Annotated in this window: 20 protein-coding genes; 15 read left to right on the top strand and 5 right to left on the bottom strand. The window is 66.1% G+C overall.

Annotation, left to right across the window (positions count from 1 at the left end; translation table 11 throughout):
• Positions 1–12: 12 nt before the first annotated feature.
• The 6 genes from ACFJI2_RS17320 (at position 13) to ACFJI2_RS17295 (ending at position 9,059) form a co-directional block, all read left to right on the top strand.
• Positions 13–531 (top strand): hypothetical protein, encoded by a 519-nt coding sequence (locus ACFJI2_RS17320; protein WP_377701133.1) that lies wholly within the window; start codon positions 13–15, stop codon positions 529–531.
• On the top strand, positions 531–2,300 hold the full coding sequence (locus ACFJI2_RS17315; RefSeq protein WP_377701132.1) for a GMC family oxidoreductase N-terminal domain-containing protein: 1,770 nt from the start codon (positions 531–533) through the stop codon (positions 2,298–2,300). The genes ACFJI2_RS17320 and ACFJI2_RS17315 overlap by 1 nt, the downstream gene beginning before the upstream one ends.
• Positions 2,301–2,307: 7 nt before the next feature.
• Positions 2,308–3,267 carry an esterase/lipase family protein gene (locus ACFJI2_RS17310; RefSeq protein WP_377701131.1) on the top strand — a complete coding sequence of 320 codons (960 nt, stop codon included), beginning with the start codon at positions 2,308–2,310 and terminating at the stop codon, positions 3,265–3,267.
• Between the two features lie 83 nt (positions 3,268–3,350).
• On the top strand, positions 3,351–4,532 hold the full coding sequence (locus ACFJI2_RS17305; RefSeq protein ID WP_377705857.1) for an ATP-binding protein: 1,182 nt from the start codon (positions 3,351–3,353) through the stop codon (positions 4,530–4,532).
• Between the two features lie 26 nt (positions 4,533–4,558).
• Complete coding sequence (locus ACFJI2_RS17300; protein ID WP_377701129.1) at positions 4,559–8,194, top strand: EAL domain-containing protein; 3,636 nt, start codon at positions 4,559–4,561, stop codon at positions 8,192–8,194.
• 43 nt (positions 8,195–8,237) lie between these two features.
• Entirely contained in the window at positions 8,238–9,059 is an 822-nt protein-coding gene (locus ACFJI2_RS17295; RefSeq protein ID WP_377701128.1) for a substrate-binding periplasmic protein, read from the top strand.
• Here the strand turns inward: ACFJI2_RS17295 and ACFJI2_RS17290 are convergent, their stop codons facing one another.
• Positions 9,060–11,063 carry a SagB family peptide dehydrogenase gene (locus ACFJI2_RS17290; protein WP_377701127.1) on the bottom strand — a complete coding sequence of 668 codons (2,004 nt, stop codon included), beginning with the start codon at positions 11,061–11,063 and terminating at the stop codon, positions 9,060–9,062.
• Positions 11,064–11,119: 56 nt separating this feature from the next.
• Positions 11,120–13,108: an SDR family oxidoreductase gene (locus tag ACFJI2_RS17285; protein WP_377701126.1), complete on the bottom strand. Its 1,989-nt coding sequence runs from the start codon at positions 13,106–13,108 to the stop codon at positions 11,120–11,122.
• A gap of 193 nt (positions 13,109–13,301) precedes the next feature.
• Between ACFJI2_RS17285 and ACFJI2_RS17280 the strand changes: the two genes are divergently transcribed.
• The 5 genes from ACFJI2_RS17280 to ACFJI2_RS17260 all read left to right on the top strand — a co-directional run bounded on the left by ACFJI2_RS17280 (position 13,302) and on the right by ACFJI2_RS17260 (position 17,368).
• A complete protein-coding gene (locus ACFJI2_RS17280; protein WP_377701125.1) occupies positions 13,302–13,988 on the top strand; it encodes a phasin family protein in 687 nt (228 codons plus the stop codon).
• 97 nt (positions 13,989–14,085) lie between these two features.
• Positions 14,086–15,309, top strand: coding sequence for a patatin-like phospholipase family protein (locus ACFJI2_RS17275; RefSeq protein ID WP_377701124.1), 1,224 nt, complete (start codon positions 14,086–14,088; stop codon positions 15,307–15,309).
• Between the two features lie 70 nt (positions 15,310–15,379).
• Positions 15,380–16,045: a TetR/AcrR family transcriptional regulator gene (locus tag ACFJI2_RS17270; protein ID WP_107870807.1), complete on the top strand. Its 666-nt coding sequence runs from the start codon at positions 15,380–15,382 to the stop codon at positions 16,043–16,045.
• 10 nt (positions 16,046–16,055) lie between these two features.
• Complete coding sequence (locus tag ACFJI2_RS17265; protein ID WP_377701123.1) at positions 16,056–16,832, top strand: hypothetical protein; 777 nt, start codon at positions 16,056–16,058, stop codon at positions 16,830–16,832.
• A gap of 2 nt (positions 16,833–16,834) precedes the next feature.
• Positions 16,835–17,368, top strand: coding sequence for a TIGR00730 family Rossman fold protein (locus ACFJI2_RS17260; protein ID WP_377701122.1), 534 nt, complete (start codon positions 16,835–16,837; stop codon positions 17,366–17,368).
• 80 nt (positions 17,369–17,448) lie between these two features.
• Here ACFJI2_RS17260 and ACFJI2_RS17255 read toward each other — a convergent pair whose 3' ends face one another.
• The gene (locus ACFJI2_RS17255; RefSeq protein ID WP_377701120.1) at positions 17,449–17,955 is read right to left on the bottom strand and encodes a YgjP-like metallopeptidase domain-containing protein; all 507 of its coding nucleotides are present in this window, start codon (positions 17,953–17,955) and stop codon (positions 17,449–17,451) included.
• A 93-nt stretch (positions 17,956–18,048) separates the two neighbouring features.
• On the opposite strand from ACFJI2_RS17255, the gene modA reads away from it, so the two are divergent.
• Genes modA through ACFJI2_RS17235 form a run of 4 tightly spaced genes read left to right on the top strand, consistent with a single transcriptional unit; the run spans position 18,049 to position 20,954 of the window.
• The gene (gene modA, locus ACFJI2_RS17250) at positions 18,049–18,795 is read left to right on the top strand and encodes a molybdate ABC transporter substrate-binding protein (RefSeq protein ID WP_377701119.1); all 747 of its coding nucleotides are present in this window, start codon (positions 18,049–18,051) and stop codon (positions 18,793–18,795) included.
• Positions 18,796–18,798: 3 nt separating this feature from the next.
• Positions 18,799–19,464 (top strand): molybdate ABC transporter permease subunit, encoded by a 666-nt coding sequence (gene modB / locus ACFJI2_RS17245; protein ID WP_377701118.1) that lies wholly within the window; start codon positions 18,799–18,801, stop codon positions 19,462–19,464.
• Between the two features lies 1 nt (position 19,465).
• Positions 19,466–20,158, top strand: a complete 693-nt coding sequence (locus tag ACFJI2_RS17240) for an ABC transporter ATP-binding protein (protein ID WP_377701117.1) — start codon at positions 19,466–19,468, stop codon at positions 20,156–20,158.
• Positions 20,148–20,954: a TOBE domain-containing protein gene (locus ACFJI2_RS17235; protein ID WP_377701116.1), complete on the top strand. Its 807-nt coding sequence runs from the start codon at positions 20,148–20,150 to the stop codon at positions 20,952–20,954. Before ACFJI2_RS17240 ends, ACFJI2_RS17235 begins: the two co-directional genes overlap by 11 nt.
• Positions 20,955–20,972: 18 nt before the next feature.
• Here the strand turns inward: ACFJI2_RS17235 and ACFJI2_RS17230 are convergent, their stop codons facing one another.
• Both ACFJI2_RS17230 and ACFJI2_RS17225 read right to left on the bottom strand, forming a co-directional pair.
• Positions 20,973–21,476: a DNA starvation/stationary phase protection protein gene (locus tag ACFJI2_RS17230; RefSeq protein WP_107870790.1), complete on the bottom strand. Its 504-nt coding sequence runs from the start codon at positions 21,474–21,476 to the stop codon at positions 20,973–20,975.
• Positions 21,477–21,610: 134 nt separating this feature from the next.
• Positions 21,611–21,925, bottom strand: a complete 315-nt coding sequence (locus ACFJI2_RS17225) for a KGG domain-containing protein (RefSeq protein WP_377701115.1) — start codon at positions 21,923–21,925, stop codon at positions 21,611–21,613.
• Between the last annotated feature and the right edge of the window lie 10 nt (positions 21,926–21,935).

Genomic DNA, 21,935 nt, shown 5'->3' with positions numbered 1-21,935 from the left:
ATGGCCTGAGACATGCTGAACCGCAGAACTTTTTTGAAGACCGGCGTGCTGGGGACGCTGGCGCTGGCTGCCGGCGGTGCGCTGTACCGCACCGTGCAGGGCGCTGCGCCGCTGCAGCGCTATGTGCTGGACGGCGAGGCGCGGGCGGTGCTGGTGGCCATCATTCCGGCCATTGTCGGCCCCATGCTGCCGCAAGGGGAGGCCGCGTGCGCGGCGGCCATTGCGCGCACCACGGACGGCGTGCAAACGGCGGTGTCGAGCTTGCCTCTCAGCACGCAGAAGGAAGTGCACGATCTGTTCGGCCTGCTGGCGCTGGCGCCCGCGCGGCGCTTGCTGGCGGGCGTGCCGGCCTGGAGCGAAACGACGCCGGAGCAGGCCGCCGCATTCCTGCGCGGCTGGCGCCTGCACCGCCTGCAGATGCTGCAGACGGCGTATCATGCGCTGCATGACCTGGTGCTGGGCGCCTGGTATGCCGATCCGGCCAGCTGGGCGGCCACCGGCTATCCGGGGCCGATCAAGGAGCTGAGCTGATGAGCGCCTCGCACAATCTGATTCCGGACCCGATCCGCGCCGGCCTGGCCGCCGGCTGGAACGTCATCGACGGCGCCACGCTGGAGCGCGACCGCACGCTGGAGGCGGACGTGGTGGTGGTGGGCAGCGGCGCCGGCGGCGGCGTGACGGCCGAGCTGCTGGCGCTGGCCGGGTTGAAGGTGCTGATCCTGGAAGAGGGCGCGCTGAAGTCGTCCAGCGATTTCAAGATGCGCGAAGCCGATGCCTATCCGGCGCTGTACCAGGAATCGGGTGCGCGCAAGACGCGCGACAAGGCCATCAACATCCTGCAGGGCCGCACGGTGGGCGGCTCCACCACGGTGAACTGGACGTCCAGCTTCCGCACGCCGTCCTCCACGCTGGACTACTGGCGGCGCCATTTCGGCCTGGCGGACTACACGCAGGAAGCGCTGGCGCCGTGGTTCGCCATGATGGAGCAGCGCCTGCACATCGGCGCCTGGGACGTGCCGCCCAACGAGAACAACGACCTGCTGCGGCGGGGCGCCGAGAAGCTGGGCATCCCGACCGCGTCGATCAAGCGCAATGTGAACGGCTGCTGGAACCTGGGCTACTGCGGCATGGGTTGCCCGACCAACGCCAAGCAGTCGATGCTGGTGACCACCATTCCGTCCGCGCTGGACCGGGGCGCCACCTTGCTGACGCGGGTGCGCGCCGCGCAGCTGGTGTTCCGCAACGGCGCGGTGGACCATCTGCTGGCCGCGGCGCTCACGGCGGACGGCCTGACGCCCACCGGCAAGCGGGTGACGGTGAAGGCGCGCCACTACGTGGTGGCGGGCGGCGCCATCAACACGCCGGGCCTGCTGCTGCGCTCCGGCGCGCCGGACCCGCACGGCCTGCTGGGCAAGCGCACTTTCCTGCACCCGACCATCATCTCGTCCGGCCTGTTCGAACAGCGCGTGGACGGCTACGCAGGCGCGCCGCAGTCGATTTATTCGGACCATTTCCTGCAAGCGCAAGCCATCGACGGCGCCATCGGCTACAAGCTGGAGGCGCCGCCGCTGCATCCGCTGCTGCTGTCGACCACCATGGCCGGTTTCGGCGAGGAGCACGCGGCCATGATGCGCCAGTTCCCGCACGTGCAGGGGCTGCTGGCGCTGCTGCGCGACGGCTTCCATCCGGAGGCGCCGGGCGGCAGCGTGGCGCTGGACAGCCACGGCGCGCCGGTGCTGGACTACCGCATCACGCCTTTCGTGTGGGACGGCGCGCGGCGCGCGCTGCTGTCCATGGCCGAGATCCAGTTCGCGGCCGGGGCGCGCAGCGTGCTGCCGGTGCACGAGATGGCGCAGAGCTACACCAGCTGGCAGCAGGCCAGGGACGCCATCAACGGCCTGCCGTTCAAGAATCTGCTGATGCGCGTGGTGTCGGCGCACGTGATGGGCGGCTGCGCCATGGCGGCCGACGCGCGCCACGGCGTGGTGGACGGCCATGGCCGCTATCACGGCGTGGCCAACCTGTCGGTGCATGACGGCTCGCTGTTCCCGACTTCGATCGGCGCCAATCCGCAGCTGTCGATCTACGGCATTACCGCGCGCCTGGCCAGCGGGCTGGCAGAGCAGCTGACCGGCAAGCCGGCGCCGCGCTTTGCGGCCGGGCCGGATGCCGGCTACCCTGCCGGGCAGGACGCCGGCCCGGCGGGCGCTCCGCGGCAACAAGCTGCCGGCGGCGCGCATCCGCGCCGGGCCGGCGCCGCGTTGGCCGGCCATGCCGTCCCGCTGGTGCGGACCGCCTGAGGCTATCATGGCCCGCCGCCTGCTCTTCGCCATCCTGCTGCTGCAGCTGTGCTTCGCGCTGGCGGTGGCGGGGCTGGCCGTGTGGCTGGGCGGGCTGTGGGGCTGGTCCGGTCCCGGCTGGCCTGCCGCGCTGCTGCTGGGCCTGGCCAGCGTGGTGCTGGTGCGCCTGGTGATTTCTGGTAACAATTTCCGCATGGCGCGCCGCGCCGGCGGCGCGATGCTGCCGCAGCACAGGCTCACTGCCCCCGCTTTCCTGCGCATGTTCGCCGCCGAGTTCGCCGCTTCCATGACGCTGCAGTCGTGGACGGTGTTGCGTCCGCGCACCAAATTCCATCTCTCCGGCAAGGATGCCGCCACGCCTGTGCTGCCGGTGCTGCTGGTGCACGGCTACGGCTGCGATGGCGCCTACTGGAGCCGCCTGGCGCGACTGCTGCGGCAAGCCGGCGCCAGTTACATGACGGTGGACCTGGAACCGATGTTCGGCGGCATAGACGACTACGCGCCGCAGATCGAGGCCGCGCTGCAGCAACTGTGCGCCGCCACCGGCAAGCCGCAAGCCATCGTGGTGGGCCACAGCATGGGCGGGCTGGCGGCGCGCGCCCATTTGCGCGCTTTCGGCAGCGCGCGCGTGGCGCGCGTCATCACGGTCGGCACGCCGCACCACGGCACCGCGCTGGCCGGCTTCGGCCCCGGCCTGAACGCGCGCCAGATGCAGCGCAATTCCGAATGGCTGGCGGCGCTGGCCGCCTCCGAGCAGCCGGCCACGCGCGCGCTGATCGTCTCCCTGTGGTCGCATCACGACAACATCGTGGCGCCGCAGGATTCGGCCCGCCTGCCGGGCGCCGGCAATGTGGAATTGGCCGGCATCGGCCACGTGGCGCTCGGTTCCCACACCGACGCGACGCGTTTTGTGCTGGACGAAATTTGCCGGATTTCCCACTCCTTTGTTGTTACAGAAACAAAATAGACAGTCCGGTCCGCCTTAGGTAGACTGCATTGAGAAGCGGCAATTCATAGCGTCCCCTGCCACTGTAGCGATTGTTACTATTGGTGAGAATCCACGCGTGCGGTTGCTGTATGGTTATGCATGCATGCCCAGCACAAGGCAAGACGATGCCAGTTGACTTTGCTAAGCTGATCCTGGAGGAGTTGCCCGAAGCCGTCATCGTGACGAAGCCGGGCGGGGAAGTGGTATGCTGGACGCGCCGCGCGCAGGCCCTGTTTGGCTACGCGCAGCAACAGGCGATGGGGCGGCGCCTCGACCAGTTGGTGCTGGCGCCCGGACAGGAAGATGATGGCCATGCCATCGAGCAGCACATTATCGAACACGGCCACGCGCGCTACGAGGCGTTGTGGCAGCATCAGGATGGCACGCCGCTGCCGGTGGATTGCGCGGCCAAAGTCATCACCGCGGAAGGGCGCACACTGCTGTTGTGCACCGTGCGCTGCCAGCGCAACCGCCAGCGCCACGACCTCGCGCTGCAGGAAAAGCATACCGAAATGAATAATGCGCAGCGCGCGGCGGACCTGTTCCTGGCCAGCATGTCGCATGAGTTGCGCACGCCGCTCAACAACATCATCGGCTTTGCCGGGACCTTGCTGATGAAGTTGCCCGGCCCGGTGACGCAGGAGCAGGAGCGCCAGCTGCGTACCATCCAGGCCAGCGCGCGCCAGCTGCTGGGACAGATTAACGATTTGATTGACCTGAGCAAGATCGCTTCGGGTAAAGTGGAGTTGAGGCTGGAACCGCTGGAATGCCACGCGCTGATCGCGGAGCTACTTCCAGTATTTCAGCCGCAAGCGCATCAGAAGGGACTGCGATTTGAATTCCACGCGCCGCATGACGACGTGCACGTGCACTGCGACCGCCGCGCCATGCAGCAGATCGTGAGCAAGCTGGTCAACAATGCCATCAAGTTCACCGACAGCGGCGCGGTGCGCATCGAACTCGACACGGCCGACGTGAACGGACGCGCATGCGCCACGGTCAGCGTCAGCGATACCGGCATCGGCATCGCGCCGGACCATCAGCACATGCTGTCGCGGGCGTTCAGCCGGCTGGGCGGGAGCGCCGGCGCGGCCGGGACGTTCGAGGGCACGGGCCTGGGATTGCAGTTGAGCTTGCAACTGGCGCAATTATTGAACGGGCAGCTCAGTGTGGCGAGCCAAGCGGGGCGGGGCAGCGTGTTCACGCTTGCCGTGCCGCTGGAAGCGGCGCACGATGCCATATAAAAGTATGACTTAACCGGGAGCGCAACGTGTCCGCACGCATCCTTATCATAGAAGACAATCCGACCAATATGGAGTTGATGGTGTACCTGCTCAACGCCTTCGGCTATACGCCGCTGATGGCGCATGACGGGGAGGAGGGCGTGGCCACCGCGCGGCGCGAGCTGCCCGACCTGATCATCTGCGACGTGCACCTGCCCAAGCTGGACGGCTACGGCGTGGTGGCGCAGCTCAAGCAGGACCCGGCGCTGCGGCCCATCCCGGCGCTGGCCGTGACGGCGCTGGCCATGGTGGGCGACCGCGAGCGGCTGCTGGCGGCCGGCTTCGACGGCTACATCGGCAAGCCCATCGAGCCGGACACCTTCGTGGCGCAGATCGAGTCTTTCTTGCCGGGGGAAGTGTCACCCCCGGTTAAAAACGACATTGCCACCATCCTCATCGTGGACGACCATGTGCTCAACCGCGAGTTCCTGATGACCTTGCTGGGCTACGGCGGCCACCGGCTGCTGGAGGCTTCCAACGGCGCCGAGGGGCTGAAGATGGTGAGCGCCGAGCGGCCGGACCTGGTCATTTCGGACATCCTGATGCCGAACATGGACGGCTACGAGTTCGTCACCCGCATGCACAGCAACCCGGATACGGCGCACGTGCCCATCATCTTCTACACCGCCACCTACCGCGAGCGCGAAGCCGTCGCCGTGGCCGAGGCCTGCGGCGTGCGCTGGGTGCTGCCCAAGCCATCGGACCCGGACGTGATCCTGCGCACGGTGCGCGAAGCGCTGGGCGTGGCGCCCGACGTGGAAGACGTGGTGCCGCAATTCTCGCCCGAACCGCCCAGCGGCGGGCGCTTCCTGGACATCGACCACAAGGTGGCCGAATACCTGGGCGAGCTGGAATCGAGCAGCGCGCTGCTGTCGCAGATCGCCAGCCACGGCGACGCGCCCGACACCGCCGGCAGCGAGCACCTGACGTCGATGACCGAGCGCCTGTCGCGCTCCCTGTCCAGCTTGCAGGCGGTGAGCCTGCGCCTGACCGCGCTGATCGAGCTGGGCATCGAGCTAGGCGCCGAGCGCGATCCGCAGGCGCTGATCGAAGTGGGCTGCCGCGTGGCGCAGAATATCTGCGTGTCGAAATACGCCTGCATCGGCGTGCTGGAATCGGGCGCGCAGGAGCTGAGCCACTTCGCCGCCTGCGGCGTGGGCCAGCAGGCGCGCCTGATCGCTTCCACGCCGCGCGCCGGCGTGCTGGGCGGACTGCTGGAGCAGCGCCTGCCGGTGCGCATCGATGCGCTGCCCGGCGACCCCACCGCCATCGGCCTGCCGGAAAGCCATCCGCCGGTGCATTCCTTCCTCGGCGTGCCGATCGCCTCGCGCGAGCGCACCCACGGCTGGCTGTACCTGGCCGACAAGCTGGGCGCGGACAGCTTCAGCGAAGTGGACGAGCGCGTGGCCGCCACGGTGGCCGCGCAGATCTCGGTGGCGTACGAAAACCTGCTGCTGTACGACGAGATCCGCCGCCACCATGCGCAGCTGCAGCTGGACATGAACGCCCGCATCCGCCTGGACGAGGACCTGCGCCGCTTCCGCCTGGCGATGGACGCCACGGCCGACGCCATCTTCCTGGTGGACCGAGCCGGCATGTGCTTCGTGGACGTGAACGCGACCGCATGCCGCATGCTGGGCTATCTGCGCGAGGACTTCCTGAAGGTGGGGCCGAACAAGTCCATCGACGGCGACCTGCGCCGCCTGGAAGACCTGTACGACAAGCTGCTGGCCGGCGACCAGAGCGGCGCCATGGCCGAGCTCCTGCTGACGCGCAAGGACGGCTCGCCGCTGTCGGTGGAAGTGCAGCGCCGCACGCTGCGCTCGGGCCAGAACTGGATACTGGTGGCGGTGGCGCGTGACATCACCGAGCGCAAGGAAGCCGAACAGCGCCTGCTCAAGCTGGCCCACTTCGACACCCTGACCGGCCTGCCCAACCGCAGCCAGTTCTACGACTCGCTGAGCCATTCGCTGCAGCAGGCGGCCGAGCACAAATGGGCGCTGGCGGTGCTGTTCCTGGACATGGACCGCTTCAAGAACATCAACGACACGCTGGGCCACACCATTGGCGACGAGCTGCTGCGCCAGTTCTCCAGCCGCCTGGTGGACTGCCTGCGCGTGCGCGACACCATAGGCCGCTTCGGCGGCGACGAGTTCGCCGCCATCCTGATGCTGCCGGAAGGGGCGCAGAACGCCATCGCGGTGGTGGACAAGATCCGCGAAGCGATGCGCCGTCCGTTCGACCTGAAGGGCCACGAGGTGACCGTGACGGCCAGCATCGGCATCTCCGTGTTCCCGGACGACGGCAGCGACGCCGACACCCTGATCCAGTACGCCGACACCGCCATGTACCGCGCCAAGGAGGCCGGGCGCGACGCCTTCCGTTTCTTCACCGCGGAAATGAACGCGCAGTCGCTGGCGCGGCTGGACATGGAGAACGCGCTGCGGCGCGCCATCGACAACAACGAGTTCGTGCTGTACTACCAGCCCAAGATCGACATCGGCACCGGCCGCCTGAGCGGCGCCGAGGCGCTGATACGCTGGAAGCGGCCCGGCCACGGCATGGTGTCGCCGGCGCTGTTCATCCCGCTGCTCGAGGAGACCGGCCTGATCGTGCGGGTCGGCACCTGGGTGCTGAACGAAGCCTGCCGCAAGATTTCCGAATGGGGCAAGACCCGCATCGGCGCGGTGCACCTGTCGGTCAACGTGTCCGGCATCCAGTTCTTCGTGGGCGGGCTGGAAGAGGAGGTCATGCGCGCCATCAAGGAGCACGACATTGCGCCCGAGCTGCTGGAACTGGAGCTGACCGAAAGCTCGCTGATGTCGAACGCCGAAGAAACCATCACCGTGCTGCAGAACCTGAAAAAGCTCGGCATCCAGATTTCCATCGACGATTTCGGAACCGGCTATTCCTCGCTGGCCTACCTGAAGCGCTTCCCGATCGACAAGCTGAAGATCGACATCGCCTTCGTGCGCGAAGTGACCAGCAACCCGGACGACGCCGCCATCGTGCTGGCCATCATCAACATGGCGCACAGCCTGAAGCTGCAGGTGATCGCCGAGGGCGTGGAGCGCGACGCGCAGCTGGCCTACCTGCGCCGCCACAACTGCGACGAGATGCAGGGCTACTACTTCAGCCGCCCGCTGCCGGAGGACGAGTTCGAGGCCATGCTCAGGGAAGGCAAATACCTGCAAGCGCCGGTGGACGAGAACCAGGTCGACCAGCAAACCCTGCTGATCGTGGACGACGACGCCTTCATGCTCGACGTGCTGAGCGACTTCCTGTCGCAGGATGGTTACCGCATCCTCACCGCGCAAACGGCGGCCGAAGGCTTCGACGTGCTGGCGCGGCACCAGGTGCAGGTGATCCTGTGCGACCAGTGCATGCCCTTGATGAGCGGCACCGAGTTCATGGAGCGGGTGAAGAACCTGGCGCCGGACACCTTCCGCATCATGCTGTCGGCGTATGCGGACCTGACGCCCATCATGGCCGCCATCAACCATGGCGCCATCGACCGCTTCTATACCAAACCGTGGAAGGGTGCGGTGCTGCGCGAGAACATCCGCGAGGGCTTCCGCCTGCATAGCCAGCTGCACGGCCACCCGCCGGCCGAAGCCGCCTAACGTGGACGGTGTGTGGCGCCGGTGCAGGGGCCCGCGGGCCTTGATGCCGGCCCCGATGCGGGCCGCGCCGCAGGCCCTGGTGCAGGCCCTGATCCCAGCCCTGGTGCTGGCGCTAGCTTGCTGCGGCGTGCCGGGCGTCGCCGCAGCACAAGCGGCGCTGCGCATCTTCGCCATCGACAGCAAGCCGATCGGCTTCGTCGAGCGCGGGCACGCAACCGGCTTCACCGTCGAGCTGGCGCGCCAGATACAGCAGCGCATCGGCCGCAGCGACGCGATCCAGCTGATACCGTGGGCGCGCGCCAACACCATCGCCATGAGCGAACCCAATGTGCTGCTGCTGTCCGTGGTGCGCACGCCCGAGCGCGAGCAGCGGCTGGTGTTCGTGGGGCCGATATTCATTGCACACATATCGGCGTTCGCGCTGAAAGGGCGCGGCGCGGAATTGCGCGCGCTGGGAGACGGCATCTACAAGCTGCGCGGCGGCGCCAGGCGCGGCAGTGTCTTCGCGCAGCGGGCCCGCTTTTACGGCTATAACGTGATGGACGAACCGGCCAATTCCATGGCGGCCGCGCGCATGTTGATGAGCAAGCGCTTCGACCTGTGGTTCGACAGCGAGGAGCTGGTCGGGCCAGCGCTGGAGATGGCCGGTTACAGTCGCGACGACGTGGAACTGGTCAAGCAGCTCAGCGTGGATGACGCCTACCTCGCCTTTTCCAAGGGTACGGCACCGGAAACGGTGCGCGCCTGGGATGCGGCGCTGCGCGAGATGAAGCGCGACGGCAGCTTCCAGCGCCTGCATCAATACTGGCTGCCGCAGGTCGCGCTGCCGGTCGATGCGCGGCAGCACGGCAGGCCGATGCCCTAGCTACTTCGTCGCCTGTCCGAGCGCGGCGAAGTGTAGTACCCAGCGGCCCTTGGCCGCCACCAGTGCGGCTGCTTCGTCGTCGTAAAAGGCGCCGACGGGGCAGGCGGCTAGTCCATGCGCGACTGCGCCCAGCAGCCAGCGTTCGCCCACCAGCCCGGCCTCCAGGAACGCGTGCCGGTAGCCGCGCGCGCCGTGGGCCAGCGTGCGGCGCGTGTCGGCGGACAGTACCAGCACTACGGCCGCGTCGCCGATCACGTCCTGGGACAATGCCGCTTGCTGCGCGCGGGCCGCGAAGTCTCCCTTTGCCACCGGCAGCAATGCGTGCTGCGGCAGGTAGCGGTAGATTCCGGGCGCCAGGCCTTCGACGCGGTTGACCACAAGGTCGACGCGGATAGCGTCCGACAACTGCGGCGGCTGCGCCATGCCGGCCAGGATGGACGACAGCGCCGCCAGCGGCACCGGCCGCTGCGAATAGCGCCGTACGCTGCGCCGGTGCGAGATGGCAGTATGCACGTCCATGGCCGCTGCTGCGCTTTTTCCAGGGGGCGGTTTCGGCAACGGCAGGGGCAGCGGTGGTGCCGATTGCGGCGCCAGCGGTTGTGACTGTGGCTGTTGCTGTGGCGGCGCGCCCCGCAGCCGCAGGGAGGTGGCCTGGTGGATCGCGCTGGTGGCGCCCAACGGGCCTGCCTGCGCTATGCCTTGCTCCGCGTAGTCTTGCGAGGCGTCACCCAGCGGGGCGTCATCCCGCGCGGCATTATGCAGTCCAGCAGGCGGCGGGGACGCGGCGGCGGGGCGCCGCAGCGCCATCATTGCCAGCACGCCTTCCTCGACGCCGTCCACGCCCAGCGCGTGCGCAGCCCTGGCCTCATCGAAGCGCGGCAGCAGCGTGGCCCGCATGCCGGCCTGGTGGCTGGCCAGGCGCAGGTTTTCCAGCAAGTGGCCGGCGTCGGCGGTTGCGTAGCGGTAGGCGCGGTTGTGGTACTTGTAGCCGGTGCGGCGGAAGATGGCGCTCAGTATCACGAGGGCGTCTGCATCCTGTGCTTCCTGCGCTGCGGGCAGCGCGGCCAGCCATGACAGCCTGTGCTGCTCCGGGCCATAGTGGTACAAGCCCGGCGCCAGCCCGTCGATGGCGCGCGCGGCCACATACAGCTCGCTGGGGAACAGCGCGCCCGACGATGGAGCAGCCCGTAAAGCCCGTCCGGCGCGATGCTCCGTCACGCCCGCAGCCAGGTGCAGGATTTGCGCGAGTTCGTCCAGCCGCAGGCGCCGTTGCGGGGCAGGGGCCGGCGCAGGCGCGCGCAAGGCCGCGTGCAAAGGCTGGGACGCCGGCCTGGCGGCAGGCAGCGCCACTTGCGGTGCATTGGGATAGCGTTTGAAAGGTTCAGGCGCATCGCCCCATGCAATGCCGGGCGCCCGCAAAAACACGCTGCTGCGGGATTCCGACGATAGCTCGTGGAAGCGCCGCACAGCGGTCACGCCGGCGCTACTGCTGGCGCTACCACCGGCGCTACTGCCGGCGGCGGTCTGCGCGTCCGGTTGCGTGTCCGTCCGCAGCGGCAGGCTGCCGGCGCCCTGGCGCACACCAAGGAAGAACGCCACGGCGAGCGCGGCGGCGAGCGCGGTCAGCAACGCCACTGGCACGCGCAGCGCGGGCACGCCGTGCGGAGCACCGGCGGTGGCGCCGGCACCGGCCTTGACTGCCGCAGCAGGCCTGCGCCTGCGCAGCCAGTTCAGCACAACAGGCAGATTGAAGACCAGATGAATAAAGACCAGCAGCAGCGTGGCGTAGCCGAACAGGTAGTGCCAGTCGAACACCGGCAACTGCTGATTCGCCACCCAGAAGATGCCCAGCCCGGCGGTGCTCAGCAGATAGCACAGCAGCAGCACGCTGGTATGCACATTGAGCGCCAGCCGCCCCGGCGTGCGCCCGCGCCAGCGCATTGCCGCCAGCCAGACGGCATACAGCAGCAACGGCAATGCTACCCAGAAGAGTTTCGGCGCCATCGGCACATTCTAGCGCCGATGGCAGCCGGGGCGCGCGCCGCTCCCGGTGGAAAGCCTTAGAAGTGCACGCCCCGCAGCAGCTGCTGCATGGCGATCTGCTCGGACGACATCTGCGGCGCCTTCTTGCCGTCGCCGCCCTTCGCGGCGTCCGAATCCGGGAACATGCGGAAGCTGGTGTTGAGCACGATCTGCGCCACGCGCGGCATCAGCGCGTGCAGCACCTGGCCGAAAATGCCCACGCGGGTGGCGATGCGCACCGGTTTCCACACAATGGCCTCGGCGATCAGGTCCGCCGCTTCGTCCGGCGACAGGGTCGGCACGTTCTGGTAGATCTTGGTTGGCGCGATCATCGGCGTGCGCACCAGCGGCATGTTGATGGTGGTGAACTTGATGCCCAGATCCTGCAGCTCGGACGACGCGCAGCGCGTCCACGCGTCCAGCGCCGCCTTCGACGCCACGTAGGCCGAGAAGCGCGGCGCGTTGGTCAGCACCCCGATGGACGAAATATTGATCACGTGGCCGCGCTTTTTGGCCGTCATCGACGGCAGCAGCGCCATGGTCAGGCGCAGCGCGCCGAAGTAGTTCAGCTGCATGGTGCGCTCGAAATCGTGGAAGCGGTCATAGCTGGATTCGATGGCGCGGCGGATCGAGCGGCCGGCGTTATTCACCAGCACGTCCACGCCGCCGTGGTTGGCGATCAGCACCTGCGCGAAGCGGTCGCAGTCCGCCATGTCCGACAAGTCCGCAGCATAGGTGATCAGCTCGAAGCCGCGCGCCTCCACTTCCTTCTTCGCTTCCAGCAGCTTATCCTCGTCGCGCCCGCAGATGATGGTGATGGCGCCCGCTTCGGCCAGCTTGTGCGCCGCCGCCAGGCCGATGCCGGACGAGCCACCCGTCACCAGCACCACCTTGCCAGCCACCTGGCCGCGCAGCGTGTGGTCGATGAACAGGTCCGGGTCCAGGTTGCGCTCCCAGTAGTCCCAGACCGGCGCGGCGTATTTCTCCAGCGGCGGGCAGGCGATGCCGGTGCCTTTCAGCGCTTGCGCCGTGTCGCGGTTGTCGAAGCGGGTAGGGTAGTTCACGAAGGTCATCAGGTCCGGCGGCAGGCCCAGGTCCTTCATCACCGCGTCGCGCACGCGGCGCACCGGCGACAGCGCGAACACGCCCTTCTTGATCGACTTCGGAATGAAACCGAACAGCGCGGCGTTGATGCGGATGCTCATGGTCGGCGCATGCGCGGCGCGGCAGAAGGTGTTCAGCACTTCGCCCACGCGCATCGGTTCCGGGTCGGTCAGATGGAAGGCGCGGCCGTCCAGCTTGGGCAGGTGGGAGATGTGGTCCATGGCGTTGACCACGTAGTCCACCGGCACGATATTGATGCGGCCGCCCTCAATGCCGATGGTGGGCATCCATGGCGGCAGCAATTGGCGGATGCGCTGTATCAGCTTAAAGAAATAATATGGACCGTCTATCTTGTCCATTTCGCCGGTTTTGGAATCCCCCACCACCAGGCCGGGGCGATATACCCGCCACGCGCCCTTGGTTTCATTGCGGACGATTTTCTCTGACTCGTGCTTGGTGGCGAAATACGGATGGTCGAGATTCTCGGCTTCGTCGAACATGTCTTCGCGGAAGATGCCTTCAAACATGCCGGCGGCGGCGATGGAGCTCACGTGGTGCAATATGCCGGCCTGGATGGCGTTGGCGAAATCGACGGTATTGCGCGTGCCTTCCACATTGACCGCGATCTGCTCGTCGGCATCGGCCAGCATATCGTAGACCGCTGCCAGATGATAAAAGTGGTCGATAGTGTTGGTGAGTTTTTTGATGTCGTCCTTGGTGACGCCCAGCCTGGCGCTGCGCAGGTCGCCGAATACCGGAATGGCGCGGGCTTTGGTGGCGCCCCAATATTCATACAGGCCGGCCAGCTTATCGCGGCTGCTCTCGCGCATCAGGAAGTAAACCACGCTGCCTTTGCGGGCCAGCAGTTTTTTGACGAGGCGCTTGCCTATAAAGCCGGTGGCTCCGGTAACAAAATATTGCATCAGTCTCTCCTTTATTCTTGGGATATCAGCCGCGGACAATCATTACAGGATAGGCAATAAATGGCAAGCGATGTTGCTCGCTGGATTAGAACCTGCGCTCTACCCCATTAGAAGCCCATCTCTAGAAATGGCGCCTAAAATGTTTTCATCAAAGGAACGATCCGATTCAACGACAGTCTCAATGGAGCTCACTATGGTTAAGAAACTGAAATCCCTGGCCAATGCCGACGACAAGCAACTGGCGAGCGCCGTTCGCAATTCCGCGCAGCAGATCTGGCAAGCCGGCCTGGGCGCTTTCGCCAAGGCACAGGAAGAGGGCGGCCGTGTGTTCGCCAAGCTGGTAAAAGAAGGCAACGCGCTGCAGCAGCGCACCCGTGACCTGGCAGAGGACAAGGTTTCCGAAGTACGCGAGACCGTGTCGGGCGTGAGCAAGCAAGCCGCCGGTTCGTGGGACAAGCTGGAGCAGGTTTTCGAAGACCGCGTATCGCGCGCCCTGGGCACCATCGGCGTGCCGACCCAGAAGGACGTGCAGGAACTGAATGCCCGCGTGGAAGCGCTGACCAAGGCCGTGGAAGCGCTGACCGGCAAGAAGCTGTCGCCAGCCAAGGCTGCCAAGCCGGCCGCGAAGACCGTCAAATCAGCTGCGAAGCCAGCCGCCAAGCCAGCCGCCAAAGCTGCAGCCAAGCCAGCCGCCAAGGCCGCAAAGCCGGCCGTCAAAGCCGCCGCGAAGGCTGCGGCCAAGCCGGCAGCGAAAGCGGCTCCTAAGGCAGCTCCCAAGGCAGCTCCTAAGGCGAAAGCCGCTGCCAAAGCTGCGCCGAAAGCCGCCGCCATCGCTTTCCCGACCGCCGAGTCGGTCAACGCCGCCAACAAAGCCGCTTAACGCCGACGCGTTCAAGCCGGCTGTACCAGTTCCCTCGGTCCTCCTCCCCCGGTCCGTTCGCGGACCGGGTCCGAGGGAATGCTGCACATGAAAGTCTATGCCTAGAAAACCCGCTGCTGAACCCAAAACGCCTGCCGCCGCAAGCAAGGTCGGCCTGGCCTTGGCCGGCGGCGGGCCGCTGGCCGTGGTCTACGAGATCGGCGCGCTGGCCGCCATAGCCGAGGCCATTGAAGGCCTGGACCTCAACGATGCCGAAGTCTACGTCGGCGTGAGCGCCGGCGCCATCATCAGCGCCGCGCTGGCCAACGGCTACACCCCGCACCAGATGTGCCGCCTGTTCGTGGAAAGCGACGCCGGCGACGAGCAAGCGCCTGCCGGCGCCATGCTGTTCAAACCCGAAACCCTGCTGCGCCCCGCCTTGCGCGAGTTCGGCCGCCGCGCGCGCATGCTCCCCGGCTTGCTGGCCGGCGGCGCGCTGCACTATGCGCGCCAGCGCGGCAGCCTGGCCTCGTCCTTCGAGCGCCTGACCGAGGCGCTGCCTGCCGGTTTCCTGTCCGGCGACGCCATCGGCGCCTTCCTCAAGGCCGCCTTCGTCGCCAAGGGCTGCAGCAACGACTTCCGCAAGCTGCCGCGCAAGCTGCGCATCGTGGCCACCGACCTCGACACCGGCAAGGCCGTCTGCTTCGGCGCGCCGGGCTGGGACGACACGCCGATCTCGGTCGCCGTGCAAGCCAGCTCCGCCGTGCCCGGCCTGTTCCCGCCGGTGGAAATCGGCGGCCATCACTTTGTCGACGGTGCGCTGCGCAAGACCATGCACGGCTCCATCGCACTCGAACACGGGGTGGACCTGCTGCTGTGCGTAAACCCCATCGTGCCCTACAACGCCCGCTTCAGGAAGGGCGCGCGCAAGCTCACCAACGGCGGCCTGATCGACGTGCTGTCGCAGACCGTGCGCTCCATCCTGCACTCGCGCCTGGAGACCGGCCTGGCCAGCTACCAGGTCAGCCACCCGGAGGTGGACATCGTGCTGTTCCAGCCCAGCGAGCACGATGCCGAGCTGTTCTTCACCAATATGTTCAGCTACAACAACCGCCGCCGCACCTGCGAGCAGGCCTACCAGAACACCCGGCTGATGCTGTGGCAGCAGCGCCACGAACTGGCGCCCAGGCTGGCGCGGCACGGCATGCGCCTCAAGCTCGGCGTGCTGGAGGACAGCAGCCTGACGCTGGTGCGCCAGCGCCGTCCGCGCAAGGCGCTGGGACGCCTGGACGCCGCGCTGTCGGACCTGGAGCGCTACCTGAAAGTAGCCCATGGCCGCTGACCGGTACGCCGTTTCTAAAAGCCTGGCATCGGTGTTATCCTTGCAGGAAGAAAAACAAAGACCAGCCGCCATGCTACAGAAAGCACCTCGCCGTACCCGGGAACGGATTCTCGAATTATCCCTGCGCCTGTTTAACGAATTCGGCGAGCCCAACATTACGACGACGGTCATCGCCGAAGAGATGAATATCTCGCCCGGCAACTTGTATTACCACTTCCGGAACAAGGACGACATCGTCAATTCCATCTTCACGCAATTCGAAGGCGAAATCGAACGCATCCTGCAAGTGCCCGACGGCCGCCGTTCGAATATCGAGGACGTGTGGCTGTACCTGCATCTGATGTTTGAACTGATCTGGCGCTACCGTTTCTTCTATCGCGATCTGAACGACCTGCTGTCGCGCAACCGCAAACTGGAACTGCATTTCAAGCAAATCCTGGCGCATAAAATCAAGGTGGCCAAACAGCTGTGCGAAGACTTGCGCAGCGAAGGTTCGCTGGAAGCGTCCGACGCCGTGATCGACGCCATGTCGACCAATATGGTGGTGGTGGCCACCTACTGGCTGTCCTACGAATACGTGCGCAATCCGCGCAAATACAGCGAGCAGCAATCGATGGCGGACGCGCTGGCGCGCGGCTGCTACCAGGTGCTGTCGCAAATCGGCCCGTATCTGCGCAATGAAACGCAGCTGCTGTTCCAGAAACTGTCGGAAGAATACTTAAAAAAGATAACCTGAGGAGATAAGCATGGCATGGAAGACTTTCCCGTATCCGGAAGACGCCTACGTCTACACGGCAGCCAGCCTGAAGAAGGCCTGGCCGCGCCTGCACGCCAACGACGCCGAGCCGTATCCGGCCAAGGCTGAGCTGGTGCAAGCCTGGATCGCCTACCATGCGGGAGACTTCGAAAAGGCCGCCGAACTGGGCCTGGCGCAGGGCGCCGACGGCTACTCGGTCGCGCACCGCGCCACGTGCATCTACGCCACCTACCTGGAAGCGAGCGAAAAGAAGAAGCTCGCCATGTTCCTGGAAGTGTCCGAGCGCTGCGAGCAGCACCAGGAAGAACAGCCCAAGAACGCCGCCGCCTACTACTGGCACGCCTACTCGCTGGGTCGCTACGCGCAGGGCATCTCGGTGGTGAAGGCGCTGGCGCAAGGCATAGGCGCCAAGGTCAAGAACAGCCTGGACACGGCCATCAAGCTGGCTCCCAAGCATGCCGACGCGCACATCGCGCTGGGCAGCTACCACGCCGAGATCGTCGACAAGGTGGGTGCCATGATAGGTGGGCTGACCTACGGCGCCAAGAAGGAAGAGGGCTACAAGCTGTTCAAGAAAGCGCTCGAACTCAATCCCGACAGTGCTATAGCGCGCATCGAATATGCCAATGCGCTGGCCATGCTGGACGGGAAGAAGAAAATGGACGAAGCTGTCGCCCTGTACGAACAGGCGGCCGCGCATGAAGCGCGCGATGCGAACGAGCGGCTGGACGTGGAACTGGCGAAAGCCGAAATCGAGGAAGAATAAGCGTGAAATCGTTGTGTGTGTACTGCGGCGCCAATGGCGGCGCCTCGCCGCGCTATGCCGAAGCGGCCAAGGCGCTGGCGCGCGGCATGGTGGAGATGAATCTGTCGCTGGTGTACGGCGGCGGCAATGTCGGCCTGATGGGCATCATCGCCGACGAAGTGCTGCGCCTGGGCGGCGAAGTGACGGGCGTGATCCCGACCGCGCTGGTGCAGCGCGAAGTGGCCCACACCGGGCTGACGCGCCAGTTCGTGGTCAAGGACATGCACGAGCGCAAAGCCATGATGGCCTCGCTGTCGGACGGCTTCATCGCCATGCCGGGCGGCATGGGCACGATGGAAGAACTGTTCGAGATGCTGACCTGGTCGCAGCTCGGCATCCACAGCAAGCGGGTAGGGCTGCTTAACGTGGATGGCTTCTACGACAGTCTGGTCGGCTTTATCGGCCACGCCACCGAACAAGGCTTCATCCGTCCGCAGCACGCGGCCATGATGATGGTCGAAACCGAACCCGGCGCCCTGCTGCAGCGTTTCCTCTAAAAAAAAGTTGCACCGAAAATGGGGTCAGGGTTAGTTTTCTCGTCCGAGAAAACTAACCCTGACCCCATTTTCGTTTTCAGTTACCAGAGCTTGGTGCCGCTGATGTCGAGCTGGGTGAGGTAGAGGCGCAGGTCGAACTCGTATTGGTGGTAGTTCGGTTCCATGTAGGTGCACAGCTTGTAGAACGCCTTGTCGTGCTGCTTCTCTTTTACGTGCGCCAGTTCGTGCACGGCGATCATGCGCAGGAATTCGAGCGGCACTTCCTTGAACATGGTGGCCACGCGGATCTCGTGCTTGGCCTTGAGCTTGCCGCCCTGGACCCGCGAAATGGATGTGTGCAGCCCCAGCGCGTGGTTGATCACGTGGATTTTGCTGTCGAAGGCCACTTTGTCGATCGGCGCGGCGTTGCGCAGGTGCTCGGTCTTCAAGTCCTGGACGTACTGGTACAGCGCCTTGTCGGTGCGGATGTCGTGCGCGCTCGGATAGCGCTGCTTCAGCACGCCGGCCAGCTTGTCCTGCGCGATGAGTTGCTGGACTTGCTGCTGCATTTGCTCGGAATAGGCGCTGAGGTACTTCAGGGGCTGCATATACGGACTGCCAGATAGGTGGGGAGGCGAGAATGTATCATATTTCGCTATATAATCAGGTATATTGCGCTTTCCAACGAGAAGGAGTGCTTGATGCTGAAGAAGGTTTATCTGGCCGCCGCACTGGCCTCGGCCATGGGCTGGGCGGCCGCCGCCGACATTACCGTGTCCGCCGCCGCCAGCCTGACCAATGCGTTCAAGGAGCTGTCGCAGGCTTACGAGGGCGCGCATCCGGGCGACAAGGTGCTGCTGAACTTCGCCGCCTCCGACGCACTGGTGGCGCAGATTGCCAAGGGCGCTCCGGTGGACGTGTTTGCGTCCGCCGACCAGGACGCCATGGACAAGGCCGAGCAGCAGCAGTTGCTGGCCGCCGGCAGCCGCAAGAACTTCGTCAGCAATGCATTGGTGCTGATCGTGCCGGGCGCCAGCGCCTTGCCGGTCAAGAGCCTGGCGGACCTGCGCCTGCCGGCGGTGGCGAAAATCACGATGGGCAACCCGGCCGGCGTGCCGGTGGGCCGCTACGCAAAGCAGGCGCTGGAGAAGGCCGGCCTGTGGGCGGCCGTCGAGCCCAAGCTGATCTACGGCGCTTCGGTGCGCCAGAGCCTGGACTACGTGGCGCGCGGCGAAGTCGATGCCGGTTTCGTCTACGCCACCGATGCGCTGCTGATGAAGGACAGAGTGAAGGTGGCGCTGCCGGTACCGGCGGACAAGCCGGTGCTGTACCCGATCGCCGCCGTCCGCACCGCGCCGAACGCCGCCGGCGCCGGGAAGTTCCTGGCATTCGCGCAGGGGCCGGCCGGCCAGGCCATCCTGGCCAAGTACGGCTTCGGGCGGCCGTAAGCGATGGAGCAGGCATGGATCGCACTGGCCTTGTCGCTGAAGGTGGCGTTGTGGGCCACCTTGCTGGACGTGGTGTTCGGCGTGGCGCTGGGCTATCTGCTGGCGCGCGCCCGCTTTCCGGGGCGCGACACGCTGGACGCAATCCTGACCCTGCCCATGGTGATGCCGCCCACGGTGCTGGGCTACTACCTGCTGGTGCTGATCGGCCGCAACGGCCCGATAGGCCACTGGCTGCAGCAGCATTTCGGCATCAACCTGATTTTCACCTGGCAGGCGGCGGTGATCGCGGCCGCCGTCGTGGCCTTCCCGCTGGTGCTGAAGGCCGCGCGTTCGGCGTTTGAAACGGTGGATACGCAGCTGGAGGATGCCGCCCGCGTGCTGGGCGTATCCGCCGCCGGCGTGTTCCTGCGCGTGACCTTGCCGCTGGCATGGCGCGGCGTGCTGGCCGGCACCTTGCTGGCCTTCGCCCGCTCCATGGGCGAATTCGGCGCGACGCTGATGGTGGCCGGCAGCATTCCCGGCAAGACGCAGACCCTGTCGATCGCCGTCTACGAGGCGGTGCAGGCCGGCCAGGACGACACGGCCAACCTGCTCGTCATCATCACCTCGCTCACCTGCGTAACGGTGCTGGTGCTGGCCAACAAGCTCACGCCCACGCGGGCTTCCTGACATGCAGATCCAGCTCGACATTGCCAAGACCCTGCGTGCCGGCACGCGCGAATTCACGCTGAAGGCCCAGCTGAGGTCCGACAGCCGCCGCATCGTCATCTACGGTGCCTCCGGCGCCGGCAAGAGCATGCTGCTGAAAGCCATCGCCGGGCTGATCACGCCGGACGCCGGCAGCATAGAGCTGGGCGGGCGGCGCCTGTTCGACAGCGCGGCGCGCGTGGACGTGCCCGTGCAGCAGCGCCGCGTCGCTTATGTGTTCCAGGACTACGCTTTGTTCCCGCACCTGAACGTGCGCCAGAATATCGTGTTCGGTTTGAAGCAGGGCTGGTTCAACCCGGCGCCGCGCGTGCACGGCGAACAGCTGGCATACTGGCTGGACGCCTTCCAGCTGCAGGCGGTGGCGCACCAGCTCCCGTCGCAGCTGTCGGGCGGGCAGCGGCAGCGCGTGGCGCTTGCGCGGGCGCTGATTGCCGATCCGGCCGCGCTGCTGCTGGACGAGCCGTTCGCCGCACTCGACCCGGTGCTGCGCGTGCGCATGCGGGAAGAGCTGGACGCCTTGCAGCGCCGCCTGAACATTCCCATGCTGATGATTACGCACGACCCGGAGGATGCGCGCGTCTTCGGCGGGCATGTGCTGACGATGGCCGACGGCGCCATCGTCGAAGAAACCCGGGAGAGCCGCGATGGACAATGAGGAATTGGCCCTGCAGGGCAAGGTCTGGATCACGGTGGGCGGCCAGCAGCTGGGCGGCTCCGACCGCGTGGCGCTGCTGGCCGCCGTGGCGCAGTACGGCTCCATTACGCAGGCTGCCAAGGCCGTGAAGCTGAGCTACAAGGCCGCGTGGGACGCCATCGAGGCGATGAACAACCTGGCCGGCGAGCCGCTGGTGGAACGGGTGGCGGGTGGTAAGGGCGGCGGCGGCACGCGGCTGACCAGGCGCGGCGCGCAGCTGGTGGACAATTTCCACAAGATCGAACTTGAACACCGCCGCTTCATCGAGCACCTGAGCCGCCAGTCGCACGCGCTGGCGGATGACTTCCTCCTGATCCAGACCATGAAAATGAAAACCAGCGCGCGCAACCATTTCGCAGGCACCGTGTCCGCCATCAAGCCCGGCGCGGTGAACGATGAGGTGACCATCGACATCGTCGGAGGCCAGCGCATCGTGGCCATCATCACGCACGAGAGCACGGCCAGCCTGGGCATCGCGGTGGGGGCGGATGCGTTTGCGCTGGTGAAAGCGTCTTCGGTGATCGTGGCGACGCAGGCCGAGGGAGCGCGCCTGTCGGCGCGCAATCAGCTCAAGGGTGTGGTGTCGCGGCTGGTGCCGGGAGCGGTGAACGCGGACGTGAGCATTGCGCTGCCGGGCGGCGGCACCATAGGCGCCACCGTTACGCTGGAGAGCTGCGCCGCGCTGGCGCTGGAGGAGGGCATGGAAGCGACTGCCCTGTTCAAGGCCTCCAGCGTGATAGTCGGCGTGCCCGGCTAAGATTCAGCTAAGCGTGCATCAGCGGGTGGACTCGAACAGGAACCAGATGCGCTGTTCGGCTTCGTCGATCCAGTTTTCCAGCAGGCTGGCGGTGGCGATGTCGTTGTCCTGGTCGCAGATTTCATGCACCTCGCGCATGAATTTCACCAGTTGCTGATTGTCCTCGCGCAGCTCGTTGAGCATGGCCACCGGGTCCACGTATTCGGCGTTGTTATCCTTGATGCGCTGCAGTTCCGCGATCTGGCCCACCGAGCGCAGCGTGCTGCCGCCCAGCTTGCGCACGCGCTCGGCCACCGGGTCCAGCATGGCGTAGACGGCGGTGGCCTGCTCGTCGAGCAGCAGGTGGTAGGAACGGAAATGCGGACCGCTCACGTGCCAGTGGAAGTTCTTGCACTTGATGTAGAGGGTGAAGGCGTCCGCCAGCAGCCGGTTCAGGCCCAGCGTGACTTCCTTGCGGGCCTTGGAACCGAGGTCGGTCGGGGTGGTCAGCGCGTCGCCGCCTTGTTTCGAAGTTGCACTCATGTTTGCCTCGTGATGGTGGGTAGAATCGGTAGCAAACGCTGGCCCATGCCAGCGGGCTTGCCGATTCTAGCCCAGCACGATGAAACACGGCGGACGCTATGGTGCAGTGCGCGCCTCTGTCTTAAGAGGGCTTGTTATTGTTTGTTGTCCGACTTGGTGCCGCCCTGCCGGTTGCCGGCCGCGCGGTTGGCCGACTGCCGGCTCTCGCCGCCTTTGCGCCCGATTTCCGCCATGTGCTCGCGGTCCCGGCTGACCGCTTCGCCGCCTTTCTGGCCGGCGCGGCGCGCCTCTTCCGAGTCGAATTCGTGCGCCGTACCTTTCTGGTGCGCGGCCTGTCCGCCCTTGCTGGCGATGCTGCGCTGCTGCGCTTCATCCATCGCCGCGAAGCCGCGTTTGGCCGTGCCCTTGGTGGTGCCGGTTTTGCCTTGATCGCCTTGATTTGTAGCCATGACCCTTCTC

Source organism: Pseudoduganella sp. UC29_71, from assembly GCF_042693265.1.
Taxonomy (GTDB): domain Bacteria; phylum Pseudomonadota; class Gammaproteobacteria; order Burkholderiales; family Burkholderiaceae_D; genus Rugamonas.
Note: the sequence above shows the minus strand (reverse complement) of the source record. Positions and strands in the feature narration are given on the sequence as shown.